Genomic DNA, 23,640 nt, shown 5'->3' with positions numbered 1-23,640 from the left:
CCTAAGCATTCGGGTTGATCCGGTGGATTGAGCTAACATACTCCGAAGAAGGTTACCGCCTCGCTAAAGATTTTCTGACAAGGACGGCCTCTGGCTCACCCCGAAACCCTGTTCGTGCTCCGCCGCAGCACAAACAAACCCTGCTCACCGAATAAATTGGCCAAATGAGGATATCGCCGCCAGGGCGCGCGGTGGCCCTCGTCGTCCAGCGCGAGCCATTGCTCGACGACATAGCCCTCGGCTTCACAGAGCGCGAAGAAGTCGCGGATCGTGCAGGGGTGGATGTTGGGTGTCTCGTACCACATCCGGCCCCAGTTCTTCGTCATCGGCATCCGGCCTCGCAGCAGAAGCTGTGCGCGGAGCGACCAATGACCGAAATTCGGGAAACTCACGATGGCGCGCGCGCTGATGCGCAGCATCTGGCGCAGCACCTCCAACGGCCGCTCGACCGCCTGCAGCGTGCGGGACAGCACGACATAATCGAAGGCCTGGTCGGGATAATGCACGAGGTCGGTATCCGCATCGCCCTGCATCACCGGAAGGCCATGCGCCACCGCGCGCGTCACCAGCGCCATGTCGAGCTCGATGCCGCGCGCATCGCAGCCGCGGCTGCGGAACAGATCGCCGATCAGCGCGCCGTCGCCGCAGCCGATGTCGAGCACGCGCGCGCCCGGCTCTACCAGATCGGCGATGAGCCGCAGATCGACCCGCATCGAGCGCGCCGCATCGGCGATACGCTCCTGCCGGGACGAGCCGTCGGGCATCACGCGACACCCAGATGCTCGGCACAGCCGGCGAGGAAACCGGCCAGCGTGCGATGGAAGTCGGGTTCGTCGAGCAGGAAGGCGTCATGGCCCTTGTCGCTCGCGATCTCGACGAAGCTGACATTCGCGGCGCTTCGGAGAAGTGCATTGACCACGGTACGGCTTTCGGCGGTCGGAAACAGCCAGTCCGAACTGAACGAAACGACGCAGAACCGCGTGCGCGCCCCGGCGAAGGCGCGGCCGAGATCGCCGCCATTCTCCGCCGCGAGATCAAAGAAATCCATCGCGCGCGTGATGAGCAGATAGGAATTCGCGTCGAAGCGGCGGACGAAGGCGCTGCCTTGGTATTGCAGGTAGCTTTCGACCTCGAAGCGGTCGTCGAGCAGGGTCAGGCTGCTCGCATCCCGCAGCCTGCGACCGAACTTACGGGTGAGCGCCTGTTCGCTGAGGTAGGTGATATGCGCGACCATCCGGGCGACCGCGAGGCCGCGCGCCGGTGTCGCGCCCTTCTCCCAGTAGCGCCCTTCGTGCCAGTCGGGATCGGCGAAGATCGCCTGCCGTCCGACCTCGTTGAAGGCGATGTTCTGCGCCGAGTGATGCGCGGCGGTCGCCACCGGAAGGGCCGCGAAGACGGCTTCCGGATAGGTCGCCACCCATTCCAGCACCTGCATCCCGCCCATCGAGCCGCCGATGACGGCGAACAGCCGGCGAATACCGAGATGATCGATCAGGCGTTTCTGCGCGCGCACCATGTCGCGGATGGTGATGGGCGGAAAGTCGCTGCCCCAGGGCTCGCCGGGCTTGTCGTCGTGCGGGCTGCGCGGCCCCGTGGACCCCATGCAGCCACCCAGCACATTGGCGCAGATGACGAAGAAGCGGTCGGTATCGACCGCCCTCCCCGGCCCCACCAGCTCCGACCACCAGCCAGGCCGGCCCGTCAAAGGATGCGTTTCGGCGACGTACTGATCGCCGGTCAGCGCATGGCAAACGAGGATGGCGTTGTCGCCTCGCGGACTTAGCCGGCCATAGGTCCGATAGGCGACGTCGAGATGACGGAGGGAGCGGCCGCAGTCGAGCTCGATGCCGCCGGGGAATGCGGCGTGTTCATGCGCGATCTCGGCAAAGGGCTCCATCCGATCCATGCCGGTCTGATTAGGGCGACGGCGAGCGGGCGGCAATCGCGGCGCGTCTGTTTGCAGTGCAGGGCGGTTCCGCTATCAGTCTCCCCGGAACAATACAGTGTTGGCTTCGGCGATGCAGAGCGATCTTCAGGCCCTGTCGAATGACAAGGCAGAGCCCGTGTTGGCGGCCGGCGACTTGTCCGAGCTGCGGGCCAACCTCGATTCCATCGATGATGCCATCCACGATCTGCTGATGCGCCGGGCGGAAGTGGTCAGCCATATCGCCTCGGTGAAAACAGGCGCCGCGCTCAGGCCGGGCCGCGAGGCCGCCATCATCCGGCGCTTGCTCGCGCGCCATGGCGGCCGCATGCCTGCCAGCGCGATCGTGCGGATTTGGCGCGAAATCCTCGCGGCTAGCACCGGCCAGCAGCAACGCTTTTCCGCCGCCGTCTACGAGCCCGCAACAGACGGGCGCTTTGCCGCTGTGGCCCGCGCACAATTTGGCGCCCTGACGCCAATCCGCCTTTGCCGCAGTGCATCCCAGGCGATCGGCGAAGTGTCAGAGGGGCGCGCGAGCGTCGCGGTGCTGCCGCTGCCCGGGGATGATGACGCCGGTGTCCCATGGTGGCCGAGCCTCTTGCAGCAGCGGAAGGCGGGCGCCGTCCATGTGATCGCTCGCCTGCCCTTCTGGCACAGCCGCCCCGAAGGCACGCCTCAGGCGCAGGCACTTGTCGTTGCGACCACCCCCGCCGACGCTTCCGGAGACGACGTGTCTCTCGTCGCGCTCGAAACGGCCGCCGAGATCAGCCGCGGCGGTCTAGCGAATGCGCTTACCGCCGCCGGTTTCCGGCCGAACGTGGTCGTGCTGAACCGGCCGGGCCATTCGAGTTCCACGCAGATTCTTGTCGAGGTCGCGGGTTATGTGACCGTGGATGATGTCCGGCTCGGCGCCATTCGCGGCCTTGAGCGGCCGGCGCTGCTGGTCGGCGCCTATGCGGTGCCGGTAGGCAGCAAAACCCCATGAATGCAGCACCTCGCCCACGACCCGAAATCCTGTCGATCGCGCCCTATGTCGGCGGCGAGTCGAAGCTGGCTGGAGCCAGCCGTATTATCAAACTTTCCTCCAACGAGGGCGCCTTCGGGCCGCCACCGGGGGCATTGCGGGCGCTCGCCGATGGCGGAGCCGCGTTGCATCGCTACCCGGATGGCGGTTCGGCCGCGTTGCGGGAAGCGATCGGTGCCCGCTTCGGCCTGGACCCCGCGCGGATCGTTTGCGGCAATGGGTCGGATGAGCTCATCGCGCTCCTCATCCAGGGCTATGGCGGCCCCGGCACCGAATTGCTGATGAGCGCGCATGGTTTCGCGATCTACCAGATCGCCGGGGTTCTCGCCGGCGGCACGGTGACCAAGGTGCCGGAGCGCGACCTGGTCGCCGATGTCGACGCCTTCCTGGCGCGAGTTACCGAGCGCACGCGATTGGTCTTTATCGCCAATCCGAACAACCCGACGGGCAGCCTGGTACCGTCCTCCGAAATCGCCCGGCTCCGCGCGGGCCTGCCGCCCGAGACACTGCTGGTGCTCGACGCCGCCTATGCGGAATATGTCGAGGTGCCTGGCTATGATGGCGGCGCCGCGCTTGTCGACGCTGGCGAGGGTACTGTTATGACCCGGACCTTCAGCAAGCTCTGGGGTCTCGGCGGCGTGCGGCTGGGCTGGGCCTATGCGCCGACCGCCATCGCCGATGTTCTCAACCGGCTCCGCGCGCCCTTCAACGTCAATAGCGCCGCGATGGCGGCCGGTATCGCGGCGCTGTCGGAGCCTGGCTGGCTGGAGCGCTCGCGCGCCCATAATTCCGAAGCGCGTGGCCGCCTGACCGCCGCTCTGACGGAAGCCGGGATCCATGTCTGGCCGAGTGAGGCGAATTTCGTGCTCGCCGATTTCGGCACGGAGGCCGAGGCGCTGGCGGCCGACGCGCATCTGCGCGCCACCGGCATCATCGCCCGCCGCGTTGCCTCCTACGAGCTGCCGCATTGCCTGCGCATCACCATCGGCACGGACGCCGAGTGTGCGGCCGTCGCTGAGGCCCTGACGAACTTCATGTCGGAGAGCGCACCCCGTGGCTGAGGTCGTTTTCCAGCGGCTGACCCTGATCGGCCTCGGCCTCATCGGTAGTTCTGTCGCACGTGCGGCGAAAGCGACCGGCGCTGTCGGTGAGGTTGTCGCCTGCGACGCCGATGCCGCCGTGCTCGCGCGCGTCGCCGAGCTGGGCATCGCCGATCGGGTAGAGAGTGACCCGGCGACAGCGGTGACCGGGGCGGATTGCGTGATGCTTTGCGTGCCGGTGGGCGCGCTCGCCGAGGTCGCCGCCGCGATCGCGCCGCATCTGGCGCAGGACGCGGTTCTCACCGATGTCGGCTCGACCAAGGTCTCGGTGATACGGGATGTGGGACCGCTGGTGCCGGCGGGCGTGCATTTCGTGCCGGGTCATCCGCTCGCCGGCACGGAATTCTCCGGCCCCGATGCGGGTTTCGCGACGCTGTTCGAGGGGCGGTGGACGCTACTGGTTCCACCGCCCGGCACCGAGGCGGCGGCGGTCGATCGCATGACGGCGCTATGGCGTCGTTTCGGCTCGATGACGGAGATCATGGAACCGGCGCATCACGACCGGGTTCTGGCGATCGTGAGCCACCTGCCGCATCTGCTCGCCTTCACCATCTGCGGCACGGCGGATGATCTGGCGGATGAAAGCCGTCAGGAAGTCTTGCGTTTCGCGGCCTCGGGTTTCCGCGACTTCACCCGCATCGCGGCCTCCGATCCGACGATGTGGCGGGATGTCTTCCTCAACAACCGCGAGGCGCTGCTCGAGATGCTGGCGCGCTTCACCGAAGACGCGCAGGCGATGGCACGCGCGATCCGCTGGGGCGACTCGGCTTACATCGAGGACAGGGTGCTGCGCGGCCGTAAGATCCGGCGCAGCCTCATCGACCTCAAACAGGCCTGAGCGGCGCGCCTATCGTGGCGCGCCGGAGCCGGACTACTGCCCGGCCCCCGCGCTCGCCTTCGCCGCCTGCTGCGACATCCACTGTGATGGGCTGACACCTGCAGTCTGCGCGGCCTGAGCAATCGCCTGCGCCTGAGCGCTGGTAACCACGGCTGTCACCATCGCCTTGGAGGGGCCCGGCGGCGCCGTGGTGGTCGCCAGGATACTCGCGACCTGGCTGTTGAATTGCAGCATACGCTCGGTCATGTCGGAGCGGCTCAGGCTCGGGTCATTGGCGACCGTCGGGCAATAAGCCGCGTTCATCGTATTCATGACGTCGGAAACCGACGTGCCAGGGTTGTCCGTGCGGATCTGCTGGATCACCGAGGTCATGCGGCTCAGCATATCGGCATCGGTGCCGCTCGCCAGCAGGTTGGCCTGCCCGTCCGTCGCCATGGTGCCGGCGATCATTGAGGCACCGACCTTGGGGCAGTTCATCCGGCGCGCCGCGTTGCTGCCGGCGGCGCCCGCCACCTCGTCGGCCATAGCGATGCTACGCAGGCCCGCGACAATGCCGGGGGTCGCGTTGGCCGAGCCTTTGTTGCCCCAGGCGGTCCGCGCGTAGTTCACGATATCGGCGATTTCCTGATTGTTCAGCGCGCCGGCGAAGCTCGGCATCGCGCCGTAACCGCCACCGCCGGGCAAACCGTTCAGGACCGGTGCGACCACGCTATCGGGTAGTTCGGCCAAGACAGCCGCGTTGCCCGCGAGATTGGGGATCGCGCCCTTGACGCCGCTGCCATCCGGCTTGTGGCACTGCGCGCAATTGCCGTTGTAGAGCGCCTCACCTGCGGCCGCCTGCTTCGGCTTGATCGCGACGATCGCGGTCATCACGGGGCGCTTCTCGGCACCCTTGAGGTATGTCGCGATCGCGGTCAGGTCATCTTCCGTCAGGTAGCGCATGCTCTCATGCACCACCTCGGCCATCGGCCCATAGGCGACACCGAGGTTCGGTTCCTCACCCGTCCGAAGGAACTGCACGATTTCCGGAACCGTTCGCGCACCAATCCCCGCCTCGGGGTCGGCCGAGATATTCGGCGCGTAGTAATTATCGACGATGCCGCCCGAGAGCGAGCGGCCAAGCTGCATCGCGCCAAGGAGGTTGCGAGGCGTGTGGCACTCGCCGCAATGGCCGGGCCCCTGCACCAGATAGGCACCCCGGTTCCACGCGGCCGACTGACCTGGGTCGTTCTTATACTCACCCGCACGGAAGAACATGATCCGCCAGCCGAGCAACGACAGGCGGATGTTGAAGGGGAAGGAGAGCTGGTTGACGTCCCGCTTCACGCTGACCGGCTTGAGCGAGAAGAGATAGGCCTTCACGGCCATCACATCCGCCCGCGTCATCTTGGTGTACGAGGTGAAGGACATGACCGGATAAATGTATTCGCCATGCTGGCCGATGCCGTCATGGATGATCCGGTAGAACTGATCGTCGGTCCAGGTGCCGATGCCGGTCGCTTTGTCCGGCGTGATATTGGGCGAGACCATCGGCCCGAAGGGCGTCCGCAGATAGAGGCCACCGGAGAAGGGCACGTCGCCCGGCCCGGTATGGCAAGGCATGCAGTCCGAGGCGCGCATGATATAGGCGCCATGGCCGACTGGGTCCGAGGGGCCTGGATCATGCGGCACCACGGTATCGGTCGCGCTTAGCGCGCGCGTCGCCCCAATGCTCATCCCGAACCCGCACAGCAATGCCAGGACGGCCCCCGAGACTACTCGCCTGCCCCACCATCCGCGCATCGAGACCCGCCTTTCCAACCACGGCGCCGCCGACCCGGCCGCGCCGCCATGACTTCGTTCGTCTTTATACCGATCCCCGGCACGATTTGAAGGCGCTGGCCGAGGCTAAAGAACGCACCGGCTGCCGTCATCCCGGATGGCTCGGTTTCGTTGCAACTGAAGACGCGGGCATGAGGCACTCAATGATCCGCTATCTGCCGCGTAGTTTAGCGGGCTGAAAGGTCTGATCGGGTAATGCTAACCACCTTCTTCGACCGGAACGCGCTGAGAGTGAGGCGCCTATGATCAAGACCAGTTACGACCCCGTGGCCGACGCTATGTTCGTCTGGCTAGCGTCGGAAGGCGCCAAAATCGCCGATACGGCCGAGGTCGCTCCGGGCATCATGCTCGACTATGACGACTGCGCAAAAGTGATCGGCATCGAAGTGCTGGACATGCGCAGCCGCTCCGTGGAGGCACTGCCGCTTATCATGGCCGAGTAGCCACCGGCCCGCCTCAAGCCTTCGGCAGTGTAACCACGAAGCGCGCACCGGTGACGCGGCCTTCCGCATCGTGGCGGTTTTCCGCGCGGATGGTGCCGCCCAAGGCCTCGACGATTTGCTTGCTGATCGACAACCCCAAGCCGGAATGCTTGCCGAAACCCTCGCCCTCCGGCCGCTCCGAATAGAACCGGTCGAAGACGCTTTCGAGCTTGCCCTCGGGGATGCCGGGCCCCTCATCCGCGACGCTGATCTCGACCATGCCGCCGAGCGCCTCCTGCGCACCGAGCCAGATCTGGCCGCGCGGCGGGCTGAAGGACCGGGCGTTGCCGATCAGATTGCCCAGCACCTGCACGATCCGCCCTTCGACCCCGGCGACCACCAGTCCCGGCTGGAGTTCGCCCACCTTCAGGATCGGCGCGGCCTCGGTTCGCGTTGCATCGTCGATATCGGCCAGCGCGCCAAGCATCGCACCGATCTCCAGCGGCACCGGCGCCGAGCGGGAAATCTCAGCATCCACCCGCGACGCATCGGAAATATCCGTGATGAGGCGATCAAGCCGGATGACATCCTCGCCCATGATGGCGAGCAGGCGTTTTCGCTGGGTCGCATCCTCCACCCGGCGCAAAGTCTCGATGGCGCTGCGAATCGAGGTCAGCGGATTCTTGATCTCATGCGAGACATCGGCGGCGAACCGCTCGATCGCATCCATCCGGCCCCACAGCGCGGTCGCGGAATCTGAGAGCGCTCGCGCGAGGATGCTGATCTCGTCGCCACGGTTGAGCAGCGCGGCCGGCACGGCGCCGGTACGGCCATGCCCCTCCCGCATATCCTGCGCCGCGATGGCGAGGCCGAGGATCGGCTGGGCGATGGTCCGCGCGAGATACCAGGAGAGCAGTACCGTCAGCACGAGTGCGACGAGGAACAGGCCGAGGATGGAAAAGCGAACCGAGAACACCGCCTCGTCCACCCGCCGCGCGTCATGGGTCAGCAGCACCATGCCCACCGCCTGATTGTCCCGCATCACCGGCTCGGCCACCGTTACCAGCAGCCGCCCGTCCGGCGTGCGCCGGAAATAGGGCGGCACTTCCTGCCCCGCGTCATTGCCCCTCAGGCTGAGCACCGCCTTGAGGTCTGGTTGCCACTCCGAACCATCCGCCTTGTCGAGCCGCTGGACAGGAAAGCCGCCGGGAGCCGGAGCGAAGGTGAGCAGCCTGTCATAGACCCAGCTCACGATATGGCTGAGAGTGCCGCGATTGACGGCGGGCGGCAGTGGCTCGGTGACGATCGCGCCGCCGGAGCCGGTGCGTACCTGGCTATCGGCGACCAGATTGCCGTCCGGGCCAAAGAGCCGCGCCTGGGCGAAGGGGGTGGGATCGGTCAGGCGATACAGCAGTGGCCGCGCCAGATCGGGCACCAGCGTCGGGTGATCGGTCGTCGTGTCCTGCACGGCGCTTTCACCGAGCGCGCCGGCGTAGATCCGGGCCTGCTCGCGGAGCGCGGCGACATCGGCGTCCCGCAATCCCTTCTGGTATTGGTCGAGATAGAGCAAGGCGATGACGAGCAGTGCCAGCGGCAGCGCATTGACCAGCAGGATGCGGCGCAGGAAGGGCGAGACGAGCCGGCGCGGCGGCGTGAAGGCCGGCTTGGCCTCCGGCGGAGCGCCGGCGGTCTGCGCCTGAGCTACGACGGCGCCGTCCGGCATGGCGGATCAGCCTTCCTTGTAGCGGTAGCCGATGCCGTAAAGCGTCTCGATCTGGTCGAAGACATCATCGACCATGCGGAATTTCTTGCGCACCCGCTTGATGTGGCTGTCGATAGTGCGGTCATCGACATAGATGTTCTCGCCGTAAGCGGCGTCGATGAGCTGATCGCGGGACTTCACCATGCCCGGCCGCGCGGCGAGCGCCTTGACCAGCAGGAACTCGGTCACCGTGAGCTGGATGTCCTTTCCCTTCCACAGGCACTGATGCTTCGTCTCGTCGAGCGTGAGCTCGCTGCGGACCATGACGCCGGTGGGGGCGGCGCCGGAGCCCTCCGCCCGGCTGACCTCGTTGCGGCGCAGCAGGGTGCGAATGCGTTCGAGCAACAGGCGCTGGCTGAAGGGTTTCGTGATGTAGTCGTCGGCCCCAAGGCGAAGGCCCATGAGCTCGTCGACCTCCTCATCCTTGCTGGTGAGGAAGATGACCGGCAGGGCGCTGCGCTGTCGCAGGCGCTGCAAAAGCTCCATCCCATCCATGCGCGGCATCTTGATGTCGAGCACAGCGAGATCGACCGGCCGGGCGATGATGCCCTGCAGGGCGCTCTCCCCATCCGTATAGGTGCGGACCTGGAAACCTTCCTGTTCCAGCGTCATCGAGACGCTGGTGAGGATGTTGCGGTCATCGTCGACCAGCGCGATGGTGTGCTTCATGAGGAACTTTCGCCTGTTCATGGCCGTGAGGGCGCGCCCTCAGCGGACTATTCTGCATGATTAGTCGCGGCGAGGACGCGGCGCCAGTCACGCCCTCGTCGGTGGCATCTGACGGCCCGGCCCGGGCCGCACGGCTGTTGTTGCGGGAGGCCCGAGTAGCGTCGCTTGCGACCTTGCGGGACGGGGCACCGTTTCTGTCGCTGGTGACGCCGGCGACGGCGCCTGATCTCTCCGTGCTGATGCTGCTCTCATCGCTGTCGGAGCATCGCCGCAACCTGGAGGCCGATGGCCGCTGCGCCCTGATGGTCACGGGCGCCGCCGAGACGCGCAACCCGCAGACGGCGGCACGGCTTTCACTGAGTGGGCGGGCTGACGAGGTGACTGGCGACGAAACGGCGGGACTCAAGGCACGCTGGATCGCGGCCCATCCCTATGCCGCACTGTACGCCGATTTCGCAGATTTCGCATTGTTCCGGTTCGTGGCTGAGGAGGCGCAATACATCGGCGGCTTCGCCCGCGCCTATCACCTAACGCTGGATGAGCTGTTGCCCTCAGCGGATGGGGTCGCGGCGGTGGCCTCGGCGGAGGCGCGTATCCTTGCTCATTGCAATGCGGACCACGCCGAAGCGCTTCTTGCCATCGCGGTGGCGTCCGGCAGCGGTCATGGCGATTGGCGGATGACGGCGGTGGATGTCGATGGCTTCGACCTCGCGGCGGATGACCGCGTTCTTCGCACGGCATTCAGCCGAACCGTCGCCTCGGCGAGCGAGGTGAGGCAGGAGCTTGTGCGGCTCGTCGATGCGGCGAGGACCGGGACGTCTTTGGTTTGAACCGCGCTCATTCCACTACGTCATGGCATGCGAAGGCATGCCATGACGTAGCATTGGGTCGCGAGTTAGTTGGCGATTCATCACGCCATTCGTGCAGCATCACGCCAGCCCGTGCAGCCGGATCATCCCAAACGCCGCAATCGTGATGGCGTCCCGGATCACGCCGTCGCGGATCATCCGCTCGAACTCGGCGAGCGCAAAATGACCGGTGATCATGTCCTGCTCCTCATGCTCCAACTCCGCACCCACGACGCTTAGATCGGTCGCGAGGAAGACGCGGCCGGACTGGCTGGAATAGCCGGCAGCCTGGAATAGCTGGCCGATTTCGGTAAGCTTGCCGGCCTGGAGCCCGGTTTCCTCACGCAATTCCCCGGCGGCGAGTGCCGCTGGATCGACATTGGACCGGGTTTCCCAAGTTCCCATGGGGAATTCCCAGCAGCGCCGCCCGACCGGATAGCGGAACTGTTCCACCAGATGAACGACGCCGTTGTCGATCGGTCCGACTACCGCGAATTCCGCTCGTTCGAGAACGGAATAGATGCCCTCGGAGCCGTCCATTCGCCGCACGCGGTCTTCCCGCAGCCTCAGCCAGCGGTTTTCGTAGACTAGCCGGGTCGCGAGCTGCGTGATGGCGTCAGTCACGAACGGGTTTCCTGCGAGCCGCCTGCCGCAAGCGCCTCATGCGCGGGCGCGGCGGAAGGTAAGGTTGTAGCGGAACGGGCCGAAGCGCGCGTCGTGTCCCACTTTGACGGGACGAATGCCATGAAATAGCAGCCGCGCCAGGCCGCCGAATACCACCACATCGCCGTTGACGACAGCAAGCGGCTTGGGCTTCGTTGAGCGCGTCTCGCCACCCACCAGGAACGTAGCAGGCAAGCCTAGCGACACCGAAACCACGGGCGAGGTGAACTCCGCCTCATCCGAATCCTGATGCAGCCCCATCCCGGCGCCGATTGCGTAGCGATTGATCAGGCAGGTGTCGGGGTCGTAGCCGGGGTACCCCGCCTCCCCAGCGGCGGCTACCGCGAGGCTTCGCATCGGAACCGGCATCGGCGGCCATGGCTGAGCCGTCTCAGGATCGCGGCTCTCGTAGCGATACCCGCGCCGGTCCGTGACCCAGCCGCGATCGCCGCAGCTCGTCATCGCAGCGGCAAGACGGGCGCCGCCGCGCGTCGTCATGAAGCGGAAGGGCGCGGCCTCGGCGATGGCCGCCAACAGCGGTGCCAAATCGGCGGAATCCGCATATCCACGCAACAATCGCATGCCGTCAGGAAGCGGCGGCTCTGGCAGCGCGCCGAAGAGGTCGGACGCGCCGCCGCTCAAGCCGGCTGCGGCAGAGTGAAGAGGCGGGAGACCTCGTAGAGATCCACAGCCGTCGGGTGGCGTGTTGATGGGACCGTGCCATCCTCCTCGCGCACGAGCTGGCAGGTCTGCATTCCGGCCGCGAGCGCGGCATCGAGTTCCGCCTCGATATCGGAGAGGAACAGGATGAGGCCAGCCGGCATGCCGATGCGCTGGCGAATGGCTTCGTAACTCGCCACCTCGCGCTTCGCCCCGAGACGCGTGTCGAAGAAGCCGGAGAACAGCGGCGTCAGATCGCCCTGCTTCGTATGGCCGAAAATCGCCCGCTGCGCGTCCTCCGAGCCGGAGGAATAGACGTAGAGCGGCAGTCCCTCTCGCTTCCAGAAACTCAAGACCTCCGGCGCGTCGGGATAGAAGGTCGCGACCAGCTCGCCGGAAGCGTAGCCAGTCCGCCAGATCAGACCCTGGATCGCTTTGAGCGGCGTCACCTTCTCGTCGAGATCGCTCCACCGCAGCAGGCTCGCGACCGGATCGGCCTCCGGTGCCAGCGCGCGGGTCTCGGCCAGAGCTTGCACGACGGCGGGATCCGTATGATTGGCGGCCACGAAAGCCTCCAACCGTGAGCGCGCATAAGGAAACAGAACGTCCCGCACCGCGCTGATCGGCGTAACGGTGCCCTCAATGTCGATCAGTACAGCTTCGATCGGATGCACGCGCCTCAGCTCGCCGGGAAGCGGGTGCTGATATCCGTGCCCGTGAAATGCGGCACCCAGCCGGACGTATCAGTGAAGATGCGAAGGGCTGTGAAGGAAGGCTGCTCGCCGGCATCGAACCAGTGATGGACATTGGCGGGCACGCTGATCAGGTCACCTGCGGTGCAATGCGCATCGTAGATGCGGCCATTGACGTGGAGGATGAAATGGCCGGAGCCATGAACGAAGAAACGCACTTCGTCCTCGGTATGGCTGTGCTCGTTAATGAACTTCGCCCTTAGCGCATCCTTCTGAGGATTGTCAGGCGTGAGCTTCAGGACATCGGCGGAGCCAGCGCCCGAGGCGCCCATCAGCTTGTCGAGATAGGGGCGATAAGCGGCCAGGATCACCTCCGGCTCGTCCTGCGGCGACAGCGCGACAGGGCTTTCCCAGCGCTCGAACCGCACATCGATGGCGCCGAGTTCACGCGCCATCACGTCGCCGTCCTCAGTGCGGAGGATCGGGGTGTCCGGGGCATCATCGCTATAGATGGTCAGGCGGCTCATACGAGCTTCCTCCGTTCGATCTCGGTGGCGAGCAGAAATTCGAGCGCCTCTAGCCGGTTGAGCGCGCTCTCGACGTTTCGGCCCCAGACATAGATGCCATGGCCGCGCAGGACATAGCCGATTGGCGCACCGCCCGTCTCCAGGATTGGCGCCAACCTGCCAGCGAGACGCTGCATATCCTGGTCATTCTCGACAATCGGCAGAGCGACGTCCACGTCGTGAGTGGGAAAGTCGCTCCATGCCTTGATGATCTCGTAGCCCTGCAACCGAATTTCCTGCTGGCCGCGCAACGCTAAAGTCAGCGCGGTCGCGGGAATGGAATGCCCATGCAGGATGGCGCCGACCTCAGGCCAGAGCGCGTAAATCTGCCCGTGTAGCAGGGTCTCCGCACTTGGCTTCATGCCTTCCGAAATCGCGCTGCCGGCGAAATCGGCCAGCATGATGTCTCGCGCGGCGAGGAAACCCTTGTGGACCCCGCTGCGGGTGATCGCCATGCGGCCGCCATCTAGCCTCGCGCTCAGATTGCCGCTGGTGGCAGGAACCCAGCCACGCTGGTCCATGCGGCGCCCAGCGGCGACCAGGGATGCCGCCACCGTTTCCGGCACTGCATCCTTCACGGCGATGTCCACAGCTTGCGCCGGTCGCGGTTAGCCTTGGTTGCGGATCGGCGCGGTGGGGCGGACCGTCTGCGCCGGCGTCTCCTGGCCCGGCGGGCTCAGCGTCGCGGGCTTGTCATTGGCCATCGACGCGTCCGTCTCGTTCTCGTCGGCCATGTTCTTCTTGAAGGACTTAATACCCTTGGCGAAGTCGCCCATCAGATGGCTTACCTTGCCGCTGCCGAAGAGCAGCAACAGGACCAGGATGACGATCAGCCAGTGCCAGATGCTTAGCGATCCCATGATGCCCTCCCCGGGCTAAATGCGCGGCGGCCCATCCGACCACCAGGACGACCGATCATAGACGCCGCGCGATCTCTTAACCAGTAGTGAGGCCGAGAAGCCACACCGGCCAACACACGGCAAGGTTGTCCACAGCTTTTTTCTCTACACCTCGACTCCGCCATTGGCGATCACCCAAAGGACCTATACCGTATCTTGTGTCGAAACCGGCAGGAGACCACGAGATGGAGTGGAGCGAGGCTATCATCGCAGAGCTGCGAAATCTGTGGTTGGAGGGACTCTCAACCGCGGAGATCGGCCGCCGCCTGGGAATCTCAAAAAATGCGGTCGTGGGCAAGGCGCATCGCTTAGCGCTGGACCCGCGACCCTCACCAATTCGCCGCAGCGCGACGCCGACCGTTGCCCCGCCGCCCCGCGCGGTAGGATCGACGCTGCCGGTTTTGCCGACACGGCAACTCCGGCCCGCGCGCCCGGTCGCTGTCTCGCCGGCGCCACGTCCCGTGCCTGCGCCCTCACCGCGCCTTGCGGTGGCGTCCAACCCGACGTTCACGCGCACCGTGGCATGCTGCTGGCCGATCGGCGAACCCGGCACCAGCAGCTTTCATTTTTGCAGCGACAGCGCGATCCACGGCAAGCCTTACTGCCAGCAGCACGCCCAGCTCGCCTATGTGAAAGTCCGCGACCGTCGCGAAGACGCTGCCTGACCACTCGTCCAGCATGGCACGCCGCGCCTTAGGCGTGCCATCGCGCCCTCTGTCACCCGGCTCGCGGAGCCGGTAAGTTCGCGCCCCGGTCGCGCGGCCAGCCGGTCGCTGCGAGCTTGGATCGGATGGACGAGGGACGAAAAGCGGTGGCGGAGCGCGACGATCGACCGATCGAGACGTCCTGGCGGAGCATTACGCCCGCCGAGGCCTGGCGCCGGTTTCAGCACTCCGAAAACCGCGGCCTCGTTCTGCGGAACGTCTTCTTCCATGTGCTTCGGGTTTTATATAACCGCGCCCGCTGGGTAGTCGGCATCCTGCTGCGACAATTGCGGGAAGTGCGGCTGCAGATCACCATGGCCGGCGCGGTGGTGATCGGCCGGCTGCGTGATCCGCATCAGGTGATCGAGCATTGGACTTCGCCGGACCACCCGCTTGGCCCTCGCGTGGTGCTGTTCGTGCATTTCGACGCGGCGGGACGAGTGATCCCCACCACGCGCAGCTTCATCACGCGTCTCGCGGAGACCGGCCTCTCGGTCGCCTTCGTCACCAATTCCGAGCGGATCGAGCCGGAGGCGAAGGAGTTTCTCAAGGGCGTGTGCGGGGAAATCCTGATCCGCCGCAACATCGGCTATGATTTCGGCGCCTGGCGCGACGCGCTGGATACGCTGGCTTTGCCGCGCGCCGAGACGGAGGCGATCTTTCTCGTCAATGACAGCGTCTATGGCCCGTTCGGCGATTTCGCCAGCGTGCTTAGCGGCCTCGACTTCGAGCGGGCGGAGATCTGGGGCCTCACCGAAAGCTGGCAGCATCGCTACCATTTGCAATCCTTCTTCCTGGCCTGCGGCGAGGACGCCATCCGCAGCGACGCCTGGCAAAGGTTCTGGCGCTCGGTCCGGCCGGTGCCGTCGAAAGAGTGGATCATCCGCCATTGCGAAATCGGATTCACCCGCAGCCTGCAAAAGGGCGGCGTGATCTGTGCCGCGCTCTTCCCCCAATCAGCCTTGCTCGACGCGCCAGAGATCGCGCGGCTTGAGGCGCTGGTCGCGACCAATCCACCCCGCAACAGCAAGGCCGGCGCCCGCGCGCTCCATGCGAGACGCCTGCTTCGGTCGATCCGGCGAGGCCGCCAAGACCTGAATCCCTCGATAGACCTATGGCGACAACTGCTTTGGGCCGGCTATCCCTTCGTCAAACGCGAATTGCTGCGGAAAAATCCGAGCCGCATCTCTGACGTTTTCGACTGGGAGCAGGTGGTGACCGAAACGAAGATGAGCGACCCGCAGGCGCTGGCCGATGAGTTGCGCGTGGCGCTCGGCCCCAAGCTGCAATCGGTTTGGAATGTGCCGGACGGAGACGAGAAAGAAGATTTGGACTTGATCGAGACGTCGAACCATTCGTGAGGCGGACGGCTTGCCTCGTGCCGTCATCTCAGTCTGGAGGCGCCACAACCAGCCAGCGCTGTGCCGCTAGGTCGTCAGCCGATTTTGCCTCAACCCAGTGGTCTTTCCCCGAGATAAGATGCTCCTGCTTCCAGAAAGGCGCGCCGACCTTTAGCCAGTCGATCAAAAAGCTCGTCGACTCGAGCGCCGCTTGGCGATGTCGCGCCGCCGTCAGTACAAGAACGATACGGCCGCCCACGGGGATCCGGCCGACGCGGTGAATGACGCGGCAGCCGATGAGGTTCCATCGCGCCTCCGCCTCCTCCGCCACTCGGCGGATCGCGGCCTCGGTCATCGCGGGATAATGCTCGAGCGTCATCGCCGTGATTGCCGAATGACCCTCGCCGCCACGGACCACGCCGAGGAAGGAGGCGATGCCGCCGATCTCGCCCGGCTCCGACTGCAAGCAGGCGATCTCGGTCGCCATGTCGATGTCGTCCGGCCCGACGCGAATGAAGGCCACTTGCTTAGCCGCCAGTGATGGGCGGGAAGAAAGCGATCTCGTCACCCGGCCGCACAATTGTATCGAGCTTGGCGAAATCCTGATTCACAGCGCAGCGGACACGCGCGGTTTCAGCCAGCGCCTCGACATAGCCGGGACCTCGCAAGCGCAGCCAGGCAATCAGGTCGGCAACAGTTACCACGGAGGATGGCGGCGTCACCTCCTCCTCGCCGAGGCCGATGCGTTCCCTCAACCAGGCGAAATAGAGAAGCTTCATCGGCGATCCTAGCCTGGAGCGGGAGCCGCGCGAGACTAAGCGGGGCGGAGACCGCTCCGCCGCTCGTCCAGATTTACTTCGGCGTATTGATCGTGCTGATGGTGCCGTTCGGCATGACCAGCGTGCTGGTGCCGTTGCCATTGGGGATCAGGATGCCGCCGCCCTGGCCGTTGATCGGCGCGACAGTTTGGTAGTTCGGCGTGCCGCCGGTGACCGTCGTCGGACCCGCTGGGGTCTGAATGGTGGTGCCGAGCTTGGGCATGCTGTCGGGGGGCGGCGTCGCGTAATCGGCTCTCCCGGCTCCGGGCGGGACTACCGGCATGCCTAGGCCGGCGCCTGCTCCGGTGCCGGCATTTGGCAGCGCGCCTGGCCCAGTCCCGGCGGGGCCCCGGATCGTGCCGGTTCCGGTGCCCGGCGTGGGCACACCCCCAAGAGGAGAACTCGGCCCGCTCAGGTCCATCTGCTTCTGAATCTCGGCGAGGGTTGGCATCGCGGGAATCGAGGTCGGCCAGACGTCGCCGGTATCGGGGTTGATGACAGGCTGCTGCCCCGGGCCGCCATCGGCGCGCTGGATATTGGCGCTGTCGCCGACCGGTCGATTCGGGTTGCCGTTCAGGCCGTGGGTATCACCCAGGAAGTGGCCCATGCCGGTGCAGCCTGACAGGAAGACTAGGCTGCACAAAACTGTCCGACGCATAGGGTCAAATCCTTATTCTGGCCACAGAGCAACATGGAACCGGCTGCCGGATCCCGCTCTGCCATCACTGCATGCCATGTGACGGGTTAAACCATCAAGAAAGGTGAATCTTAGACTGATTTGTTGCACTTTCCGAAGCGGCCCCTCGTGCACCCGGCGTCGCCGCGTGCCGAAGACCCGCTACCAGGTAGTCCCAGCCGGTCGCCAAGGTGAGCGCCGCCGAGATCCAGAGCAGGATAATGCCGATCAGCCACACTGGCAGGCCAGGCAGGCCGATCAACCGCGCCGTCTGATCCCCCGCCAGCAGCATTCCGAGCGCCAGCATCTGCACGCCCGTCTTCCACTTGGCGAGTCGCGTCACCGGCAGGCCGACGCGGATGCCCGCGAGAAATTCGCGCAATCCGCTCACCAGAATCTCGCGCAGCATGATGACGATGGCGGGATAGAGACCCCAGGCTCCCAGCCTGCCGGAGCCCGCCAGCATGAGGAGTGTCGCGCCCACCAGCAGCTTGTCGGCGATCGGATCCAGCATCCGGCCGAAGTCCGAGAACTGGCGGCGGCTGCGCGCGACACGGCCATCGAGCCAGTCGGTTATCCCCGCCGCCGCGAAGACGAGACAGGCCGCGAAGTCGCAGCTCGGCAATCGCAGCGCCGCCAGGGCGATCAGCAATGGGATCGCCGCGATACGCGAGAGCGTGAGGACATTGGGCAGGTCGGTGATCATGCGATCGGGAGAATAGGCGCGGCGGGCCGCTCAGGAAACGGATTCCATCCGTGCCCCCGGATGAAAATGGGCATAGACGCGCTGGGCGGTGGCGCGGTTGATGCCGGGAACGGCCGCGAGGTCGGTCAACCCCGCCTGTTTCACACCCCGCGCCGAGCCGAAATGATGCAGCAGCGCCCGTTTGCGCGCGGCCCCTACGCCCGCGATCTCATCGAGTTCGCTCTGCGACAAGCCACGCGAGCGGCCGACGCGGTGGCTGGTGATGGCGAAGCGATGCGCCTCGTCCCGCAATCTTTGGAGGAAATACAGCACCGGGTCGCGCGGCGGCAGCTGGAAGGCGGTCCGGCCGGCACTGTGGAACCATTCGCGCCCGGCGTCGCGATCCGGACCCTTCGCGATCGCGACGAGCGGGATATCGGCGACACCCAACTCCTCCATCACCATCCGCGCGGCACTGAGTTGGCCGGCGCCGCCATCGATCAGCACGAGATCGGGCCAATGCGGATCGTCGCGATCGGCATGTTCCTTGAGCGCCCGGCCAAAGCGGCGTTGCAGTACTTCCTTCATCATCGCGAAGTCGTCGCCCGGCGCGATCGGGCCGCGGATGGAGAATTTGCGGTACGCCTGTTTCATCAGCCCCTCGGGCCCGGCCACCACCATCACGCCATAGGGATTGGTGCCCATGATGTGGCTGTTGTCGTAAATTTCGATCCGCTCGGGCGGCGAAGCCAGGCCAAACAGCTCCGCCGTGGCGCCCAGCAGCTTGGCCTGTCCGGCGGTCTCGGCGAGGCGCCGCTCCAGGCTTTCCCGCGCATTGAGTTCGGCATGCGCGACGACCGCCCGCTTCTCGCCACGCTGCGGCACCGCCAGGGTCACGGAGCGCCCGGCCTTGATAGACAGCGCCTCGGCGATTAGCGCCTCCTCCAACACTGGCTGGTTGAGCAGCAGCAAAGGCGGCGGCGGCTTGTCCTCGTAGAACTGGGCGATGAAGGCGGCGAGCACCTCGCTCACCTCATCGGCCTTGGCATGGGTGGGGAAGAAGGCGCGGTTGCCGTTGTTCCGGCCGCCACGGACGAAGAAGACCTGCACGCAGGTTTGGCCGGCGATCTGCCAGGCGGCGACGACATCGGCGTCCTGCAAGCTCGCCGGGTTGATGACGCCGGTGCCCTGGACATGGGTCAGCCCCCGGATGCGGTCACGCAAGGTGGCCGCCCGCTCGAACTCCATAGCCTGGGAGGCCTGGTCCATCTCGGCCGCCAGTTCCTGCTGAACCGTGGCCGCCTTGCCCGAGAGGAATGCTTTCGCCTGCGCCACGAGCAGCGCGTAATCCTCCGAAGCGATGCGCCCGACGCAAGGGGCCGAGCAGCGTTTGATCTGAAACAAAAGGCAGGGACGGGTGCGGTTGGCAAAGACCGTATCGGCACAGGACCGCAGCAGAAACAGCCGCTCGATTGCCGTGAGGCTCTGGTTGACCGCCCAGGCTGAGGCGAAAGGTCCCCAATAGCTTGCCTGTTTCCGGGTCTGCGCGCCGCGGTGCTTCACGATCTGCGGATACGGGTGGTCTTCCGCCAACATGAGCCAGGGGTAGCTCTTGTCGTCCCGCAGCACGATGTTAAATCGCGGGCGCAGGCGCTTGATGAGGTTGGCTTCGAGGAGCAGCGCCTCGGCCTCGGTATGGGTCGTGACGATCTCCATCGTCACGGTATCCATGACCATCCGCCGCAGCCGTTCCGGCAATCTACCGAGCTGCGTGTACGAGGTGACGCGCTTCTTCAGACTGCGCGCCTTGCCAACGTAGAGCGCGTCGCCTTTCGCGTCTAACATCCGGTACACGCCCGGCGTCAAAGGCATGGTTTCGAGCGCGGTCTCAATTACTGAGACACCACTCGGCGCCTCCCGCGTTTCGAATTCGCCTGTCATCAAGATGTTAGTGGTGTCGTTAGTCATGCCGTCGGCTTGAGCCCCGATGCGATCAAAGTCATGTTTAGGCCTGTGGGTAACTCTGTGGGCAATCCCCCGTGGGCTAGGCCCGACCTAGGCATCGCCGACCCTCGCGGAGGGTGAACATCACAAATCGCATTATGTTTCAAACTATTGATTTTGTGGCTTTCCGATCTTACGGACGCTTAACGAAATCAAGAGTGACTGACACAGTGCTGTAACTATTGAGCCTTCGGGGCGGGAGTGGACAAGCTCTGCTGGTAGCGCTGGATCTCGACGCCCGCTGAGGCTGCGTCGGCGAAAACTGTGAGCTTCTCGACGCGCAAACGCACCTCTTGCACACGCTTGTCAACAAGACAGAGGACCGCCAGGCGCTCCGCCAAAGTTTCCACAAGCGCTACGTGTTCCGCCTGTATCAGTCGCCTGATGCGACGAGTCAGGGCATCGTAATCAACCACCCGATCGATCTCGTCCGGCCCTACCCCGTCGGTGTGATCCAACCCGTTATCGGTCACGCCCAGGTCAATGTTGATCCGGATCGGCTGCCGCCTGAGGAGTTCGTGCGGATAGATCCCGAGGAGCGCCTGCAGCACCAGGTCGCGCACGAACACGCGGCGTAAGGGAGGTGGCGGGGATGTCATTCGGGCAACTCCACGCCCGTACCCCACTGCAGATGCTGCCCGCCATCCAGCGCCAGCATCTGGCCGGTGAAGGACGGCATGCCCAAGATCGCCATCATGGCATCCGCGATCTCGACCTCGTTGGTGCCATGGCGTAGCGGGAGGCTGCTGCACTGCTTGTCGAACTGCTCCTGCGTCTGGCGCGGGCTCGGCAACGCGGGACCGGGACCAATCGCCGCGACGCGGATGCGAGGTGCGAGGGCCAGAGCGAGGCTGCGCGTCAGGGTCCAGAGCGCCGACTTGCTCACCGTATACGAAACGAAATGCGGCGTCAGCGACCATACGCGCTGGTCGATCATATTGACGACGACGCCCTTCGCCGCCTCCGGCAGGCGGCGCGCGAAATCCTGGGTCAGCACGAAAGGCGCGCGGAGATTGGGCTCCATATGCTCGTCCCAGCTCGCCCGGGTCGCGTTGTTCCACTCGTCCCGCTCGAAGGTGCTGGCATTGTTGACCAGCACGCCCAGCGGCCCGAGCGCGGCTTCTGCCGCTGCGACAAGACCCGTTACCTCAGCTTCAACAGCGAGATTTGCCCGCAGCGCGAGCGCCCGGCCGCCGCGTTCCGTGATGGCCTCAACGAGGCTCGCGGCCTCGGCCGTGCTGGCATTGTATTGCACCGCGACCGCGAACCCGGCCTCGCTCAGCCGCTCGACCATCGCGCGGCCCAATCTCCGCGCACCACCCGTGACTAGGGCGGCACGCGGTATCGCCGTCTCCACGATCATCGGCGCGCCCGGCGCCCCGGACCGCCACGGCCGCGACGTTTTTCCGGATCGTAGCCGCCACCGCCCGGCCCTAGCGGCTCCGGCGCCCAATCCCTTTTCCCGCGCACGCCCGAACTCGGCGGCGGCGCCAAGCCAAGATCCAGCGCCTCCAGCCGCTTAAGTTCGTCACGCAGGCGGGCGGCCTCCTCGAACTCCAAATCCGCTGCCGCGGCGCGCATCCGCTTCTCGATCTCGGCGATCGCGGAGCGCAGATCCTTGCCCACGAAATCGGCCAGGCTGGAATCCTTGACCGGCGCCACCGTCACGTAATCCTGCTCGAACACGCTATCCAGCACCTCGCTGATATGCTTGCGCACGGAGATCGGCGTGATGCCGTGATCGGTGTTCCACTGCTCCTGCTTCAGGCGCCGCCGGTCGGTCTCCTCCAGCGCCGCCTTGAGGCTGCGGGTCATGACATCGGCGTAGCAGATCACCCGGCCATCCACGTTGCGGGCGGCCCGGCCGATGGTCTGGATGAGGCTGGTCTGGGAGCGCAGGAAGCCTTCCTTGTCGGCGTCCAGGATTGCGACAAGCATGCATTCGGGGATGTCGAGCCCCTCGCGCAGCAGGTTGATGCCCACGAGCACGTCGAAGACACCCAGCCGCAGGTTGCGGATGATTTCGATCCGCTCGAGCGTATCCACATCCGAATGCAGGTAGCGAACCTTGACGCCCTGCTCCGTCAGATACTCGGTCAGATCCTCGGCCATGCGCTTGGTCAGCGTCGTGACCAAGGCCCGGCCGCCGCGATCTCGCACAAGGCGAACTTCCGCCAGTAGATCGTCTACCTGCTTCTCCACAGGCCGGACTTCGACGACCGGATCGATGAGTCCGGTCGGGCGGATCACCTGCTCGGCAAAAGCGCCGCCGGTACGTTCCATTTCCCATGGGCCAGGCGTCGCCGAGACGAACATGGTCTGCGGGCGGAACTGCTCCCATTCCTCGAAGCGCAGCGGACGGTTATCGGCGCAGCTCGGCAGGCGGAAGCCGAATTCCGAGAGGATCGACTTGCGGGCCGCATCGCCGCGCGACATGCCGCCGATCTGCGGCACTGTCACGTGGCTCTCATCGACGATGAGGAGGGCATTCTCCGGCAGGTATTCGAAGAAGGTCGGCGGCGGTTCGCCTGGCGCCCGGCCGGTCAGGTAGCGGGAGTAGTTCTCGATGCCTTTGCAGGCGCCGGTCGTCTCCATCATCTCGATGTCGAAGGTCGTGCGCTGGTTGAGACGCTCGACTTCCAGGAGCTTGCCCTCGCCTTGTAGCTCGTCCAGCCGGTCCTTCAGTTCCTTTTTGATGCGCCCGATCGCCTGGTGGAGCGTCGGACGCGGCGTTACGTAGTGGCTATTGGCGTAGACGGTGATCGTCTCCAGCTGGCCGCTCACATTGCCGGTCAGCGGGTCGAATTCGGTGATGGTCTCGATCTCGTCGCCGAACAGGCTGACGCGCCAGGCGCGATCCTCGTAATGGCTCGGATAGATATCGACGGTCTCACCGCGCAGGCGAAAGGTGCCGCGCTGAAAGGCGGCGTCGTTGCGGCGATATTGCAGCTCGACCAGCGCTTTCGCCAGAATGTCGCGGTCGATCTTGCCGCCAACCTCCAGCTTCACGATCATCTTGGCGTAGGTCTCGACCGAGCCGATGCCATAGATGCAGGAGACCGAGGCGACGACGATGACGTCGTTGCGCTCCAGAATCGCCCGCGTCGCGGAGTGGCGCATGCGGTCGATCTGCTCGTTGATCTGCGCGTCTTTCTCGATGTACGTGTCGGTGCGCGCGACATAGGCTTCGGGCTGGTAGTAGTCGTAGTAGCTGACGAAATACTCCACCGCATTGTCGGGGAAGAAGCTCTTCATCTCGGAATAGAGCTGAGCCGCCAGGGTCTTGTTCGGCGCCAGGATCAGCGTCGGCCGCTGCACGGCCTCGATGACCTTCGCCATGGTGAAGGTCTTGCCCGAGCCGGTGACGCCGAGCAGCACCTGGTCACGCTCGCCGGCGTCCATGCCCTGGATCAGCTCGCGGATCGCGGTGGGCTGATCACCTGCCGGCTCGAACTCCGACACGACACGAAACGGTTTGATGGTGGGCCGCACCGATTGCTTCTGCGGCATGAACGTCAGCAACGG

At 65.4% G+C, this 23,640-nt stretch carries 26 protein-coding genes; 7 read left to right on the top strand and 19 right to left on the bottom strand.

The genetic code is table 11. From position 1 onward, the window contains the following. Positions 1 to 95 precede the first annotated feature (95 nt). Both metW and GSQ92_RS23350 read right to left on the bottom strand, forming a co-directional pair. Complete coding sequence (metW, locus tag GSQ92_RS23355) at positions 96 to 713, bottom strand: methionine biosynthesis protein MetW (RefSeq protein WP_158806114.1); 618 nt, start codon at positions 711 to 713, stop codon at positions 96 to 98. A gap of 50 nt (positions 714 to 763) precedes the next feature. Then, entirely contained in the window at positions 764 to 1,906 is a 1,143-nt protein-coding gene (locus GSQ92_RS23350; protein ID WP_158806056.1) for a homoserine O-acetyltransferase, read from the bottom strand. Between the two features lie 112 nt (positions 1,907 to 2,018). On the opposite strand from GSQ92_RS23350, the gene pheA reads away from it, so the two are divergent. From pheA to GSQ92_RS23335, 3 genes are read left to right on the top strand one after another with little or no spacing between them, the layout of a single operon-like run. Further along, positions 2,019 to 2,909: a chorismate mutase gene (pheA, locus tag GSQ92_RS23345; protein WP_158806055.1), complete on the top strand. Its 891-nt coding sequence runs from the start codon at positions 2,019 to 2,021 to the stop codon at positions 2,907 to 2,909. After that, complete coding sequence (gene hisC / locus GSQ92_RS23340) at positions 2,906 to 4,009, top strand: histidinol-phosphate transaminase (protein ID WP_158806054.1); 1,104 nt, start codon at positions 2,906 to 2,908, stop codon at positions 4,007 to 4,009. The genes pheA and hisC overlap by 4 nt, the downstream gene beginning before the upstream one ends. After that, positions 4,002 to 4,886: a prephenate/arogenate dehydrogenase family protein gene (locus GSQ92_RS23335; protein ID WP_158806053.1), complete on the top strand. Its 885-nt coding sequence runs from the start codon at positions 4,002 to 4,004 to the stop codon at positions 4,884 to 4,886. The genes hisC and GSQ92_RS23335 overlap by 8 nt, the downstream gene beginning before the upstream one ends. 33 nt (positions 4,887 to 4,919) lie before the next feature. On the opposite strand, the gene GSQ92_RS23330 is transcribed toward GSQ92_RS23335, so the two are convergent. After that, positions 4,920 to 6,668, bottom strand: a complete 1,749-nt coding sequence (locus GSQ92_RS23330) for a cytochrome c (protein ID WP_159014110.1) — start codon at positions 6,666 to 6,668, stop codon at positions 4,920 to 4,922. A 281-nt stretch (positions 6,669 to 6,949) separates the two neighbouring features. Between GSQ92_RS23330 and GSQ92_RS23325 the strand changes: the two genes are divergently transcribed. Beyond that, on the top strand, positions 6,950 to 7,150 hold the full coding sequence (locus GSQ92_RS23325) for a DUF2283 domain-containing protein (protein ID WP_159014109.1): 201 nt from the start codon (positions 6,950 to 6,952) through the stop codon (positions 7,148 to 7,150). 13 nt (positions 7,151 to 7,163) lie between these two features. On the opposite strand, the gene GSQ92_RS23320 is transcribed toward GSQ92_RS23325, so the two are convergent. Next, positions 7,164 to 8,852, bottom strand: coding sequence for a stimulus-sensing domain-containing protein (locus GSQ92_RS23320; RefSeq protein WP_159014107.1), 1,689 nt, complete (start codon positions 8,850 to 8,852; stop codon positions 7,164 to 7,166). Positions 8,853 to 8,858: 6 nt separating this feature from the next. Further along, on the bottom strand, positions 8,859 to 9,560 hold the full coding sequence (locus GSQ92_RS23315; protein WP_158806049.1) for a response regulator transcription factor: 702 nt from the start codon (positions 9,558 to 9,560) through the stop codon (positions 8,859 to 8,861). Positions 9,561 to 9,616: 56 nt separating this feature from the next. On the opposite strand from GSQ92_RS23315, the gene GSQ92_RS23310 reads away from it, so the two are divergent. Then, positions 9,617 to 10,390: a HugZ family protein gene (locus tag GSQ92_RS23310; protein ID WP_159014105.1), complete on the top strand. Its 774-nt coding sequence runs from the start codon at positions 9,617 to 9,619 to the stop codon at positions 10,388 to 10,390. Between the two features lie 99 nt (positions 10,391 to 10,489). Here the strand turns inward: GSQ92_RS23310 and GSQ92_RS23305 are convergent, their stop codons facing one another. From GSQ92_RS23305 to GSQ92_RS23280, 6 genes are read right to left on the bottom strand one after another with little or no spacing between them, the layout of a single operon-like run. Further along, a complete protein-coding gene (locus GSQ92_RS23305; RefSeq protein ID WP_254066675.1) occupies positions 10,490 to 11,032 on the bottom strand; it encodes an NUDIX hydrolase in 543 nt (180 codons plus the stop codon). Between the two features lie 36 nt (positions 11,033 to 11,068). Further along, complete coding sequence (locus GSQ92_RS23300; RefSeq protein WP_254066674.1) at positions 11,069 to 11,713, bottom strand: alpha-ketoglutarate-dependent dioxygenase AlkB; 645 nt, start codon at positions 11,711 to 11,713, stop codon at positions 11,069 to 11,071. Continuing rightward, entirely contained in the window at positions 11,710 to 12,405 is a 696-nt protein-coding gene (gene mtnC / locus GSQ92_RS23295; RefSeq protein WP_158806047.1) for an acireductone synthase, read from the bottom strand. The genes GSQ92_RS23300 and mtnC overlap by 4 nt, the downstream gene beginning before the upstream one ends. 5 nt (positions 12,406 to 12,410) lie before the next feature. Further along, on the bottom strand, positions 12,411 to 12,950 hold the full coding sequence (locus GSQ92_RS23290; protein ID WP_158806046.1) for an acireductone dioxygenase: 540 nt from the start codon (positions 12,948 to 12,950) through the stop codon (positions 12,411 to 12,413). Further along, positions 12,947 to 13,567 carry a methylthioribulose 1-phosphate dehydratase gene (locus tag GSQ92_RS23285; RefSeq protein WP_256367125.1) on the bottom strand — a complete coding sequence of 207 codons (621 nt, stop codon included), beginning with the start codon at positions 13,565 to 13,567 and terminating at the stop codon, positions 12,947 to 12,949. Before GSQ92_RS23285 ends, GSQ92_RS23290 begins: the two co-directional genes overlap by 4 nt. A gap of 30 nt (positions 13,568 to 13,597) precedes the next feature. After that, positions 13,598 to 13,849, bottom strand: coding sequence for a twin-arginine translocase TatA/TatE family subunit (locus GSQ92_RS23280; RefSeq protein WP_158806045.1), 252 nt, complete (start codon positions 13,847 to 13,849; stop codon positions 13,598 to 13,600). 224 nt (positions 13,850 to 14,073) lie between these two features. On the opposite strand from GSQ92_RS23280, the gene GSQ92_RS23275 reads away from it, so the two are divergent. After that, positions 14,074 to 14,553, top strand: coding sequence for a GcrA family cell cycle regulator (locus GSQ92_RS23275; RefSeq protein WP_158806044.1), 480 nt, complete (start codon positions 14,074 to 14,076; stop codon positions 14,551 to 14,553). Positions 14,554 to 14,678: 125 nt separating this feature from the next. After that, entirely contained in the window at positions 14,679 to 15,953 is a 1,275-nt protein-coding gene (locus GSQ92_RS23270; RefSeq protein ID WP_158806043.1) for a rhamnan synthesis F family protein, read from the top strand. A 28-nt stretch (positions 15,954 to 15,981) separates the two neighbouring features. Here the strand turns inward: GSQ92_RS23270 and GSQ92_RS23265 are convergent, their stop codons facing one another. The 8 genes from GSQ92_RS23265 to uvrB form a co-directional block, all read right to left on the bottom strand. Continuing rightward, complete coding sequence (locus tag GSQ92_RS23265; protein ID WP_254065943.1) at positions 15,982 to 16,455, bottom strand: molybdenum cofactor biosynthesis protein MoaE; 474 nt, start codon at positions 16,453 to 16,455, stop codon at positions 15,982 to 15,984. Between the two features lie 4 nt (positions 16,456 to 16,459). Continuing rightward, the gene (moaD, locus tag GSQ92_RS23260; protein ID WP_158806042.1) at positions 16,460 to 16,711 is read right to left on the bottom strand and encodes a molybdopterin converting factor subunit 1; all 252 of its coding nucleotides are present in this window, start codon (positions 16,709 to 16,711) and stop codon (positions 16,460 to 16,462) included. A gap of 73 nt (positions 16,712 to 16,784) precedes the next feature. Then, the gene (locus tag GSQ92_RS23255; protein WP_158806041.1) at positions 16,785 to 17,408 is read right to left on the bottom strand and encodes a hypothetical protein; all 624 of its coding nucleotides are present in this window, start codon (positions 17,406 to 17,408) and stop codon (positions 16,785 to 16,787) included. 94 nt (positions 17,409 to 17,502) lie between these two features. Beyond that, positions 17,503 to 18,132 carry a CDP-diacylglycerol--glycerol-3-phosphate 3-phosphatidyltransferase gene (gene pgsA / locus GSQ92_RS23250; protein WP_158806040.1) on the bottom strand — a complete coding sequence of 210 codons (630 nt, stop codon included), beginning with the start codon at positions 18,130 to 18,132 and terminating at the stop codon, positions 17,503 to 17,505. 30 nt (positions 18,133 to 18,162) lie between these two features. Further along, positions 18,163 to 20,079, bottom strand: coding sequence for an excinuclease ABC subunit UvrC (gene uvrC, locus GSQ92_RS23245; protein ID WP_158806039.1), 1,917 nt, complete (start codon positions 20,077 to 20,079; stop codon positions 18,163 to 18,165). A gap of 215 nt (positions 20,080 to 20,294) precedes the next feature. Then, complete coding sequence (locus GSQ92_RS23240; protein WP_158806038.1) at positions 20,295 to 20,714, bottom strand: dihydroneopterin aldolase; 420 nt, start codon at positions 20,712 to 20,714, stop codon at positions 20,295 to 20,297. Next, the gene (locus GSQ92_RS23235; protein WP_158806037.1) at positions 20,711 to 21,478 is read right to left on the bottom strand and encodes an SDR family oxidoreductase; all 768 of its coding nucleotides are present in this window, start codon (positions 21,476 to 21,478) and stop codon (positions 20,711 to 20,713) included. The genes GSQ92_RS23240 and GSQ92_RS23235 overlap by 4 nt, the downstream gene beginning before the upstream one ends. Next, on the bottom strand, positions 21,475 to 23,625 hold the full coding sequence (uvrB, locus tag GSQ92_RS23230; protein ID WP_254065955.1) for an excinuclease ABC subunit UvrB: 2,151 nt from the start codon (positions 23,623 to 23,625) through the stop codon (positions 21,475 to 21,477). Before uvrB ends, GSQ92_RS23235 begins: the two co-directional genes overlap by 4 nt. Positions 23,626 to 23,640 lie beyond the last annotated feature (15 nt).

Source organism: Acidisoma sp. S159, from assembly GCF_009766125.1.
Classification (GTDB): domain Bacteria; phylum Pseudomonadota; class Alphaproteobacteria; order Acetobacterales; family Acetobacteraceae; genus Acidisoma.
The sequence above is the reverse complement of the archived record's forward strand: the minus strand, read 5'-3'. Positions and strand labels throughout refer to the sequence as shown.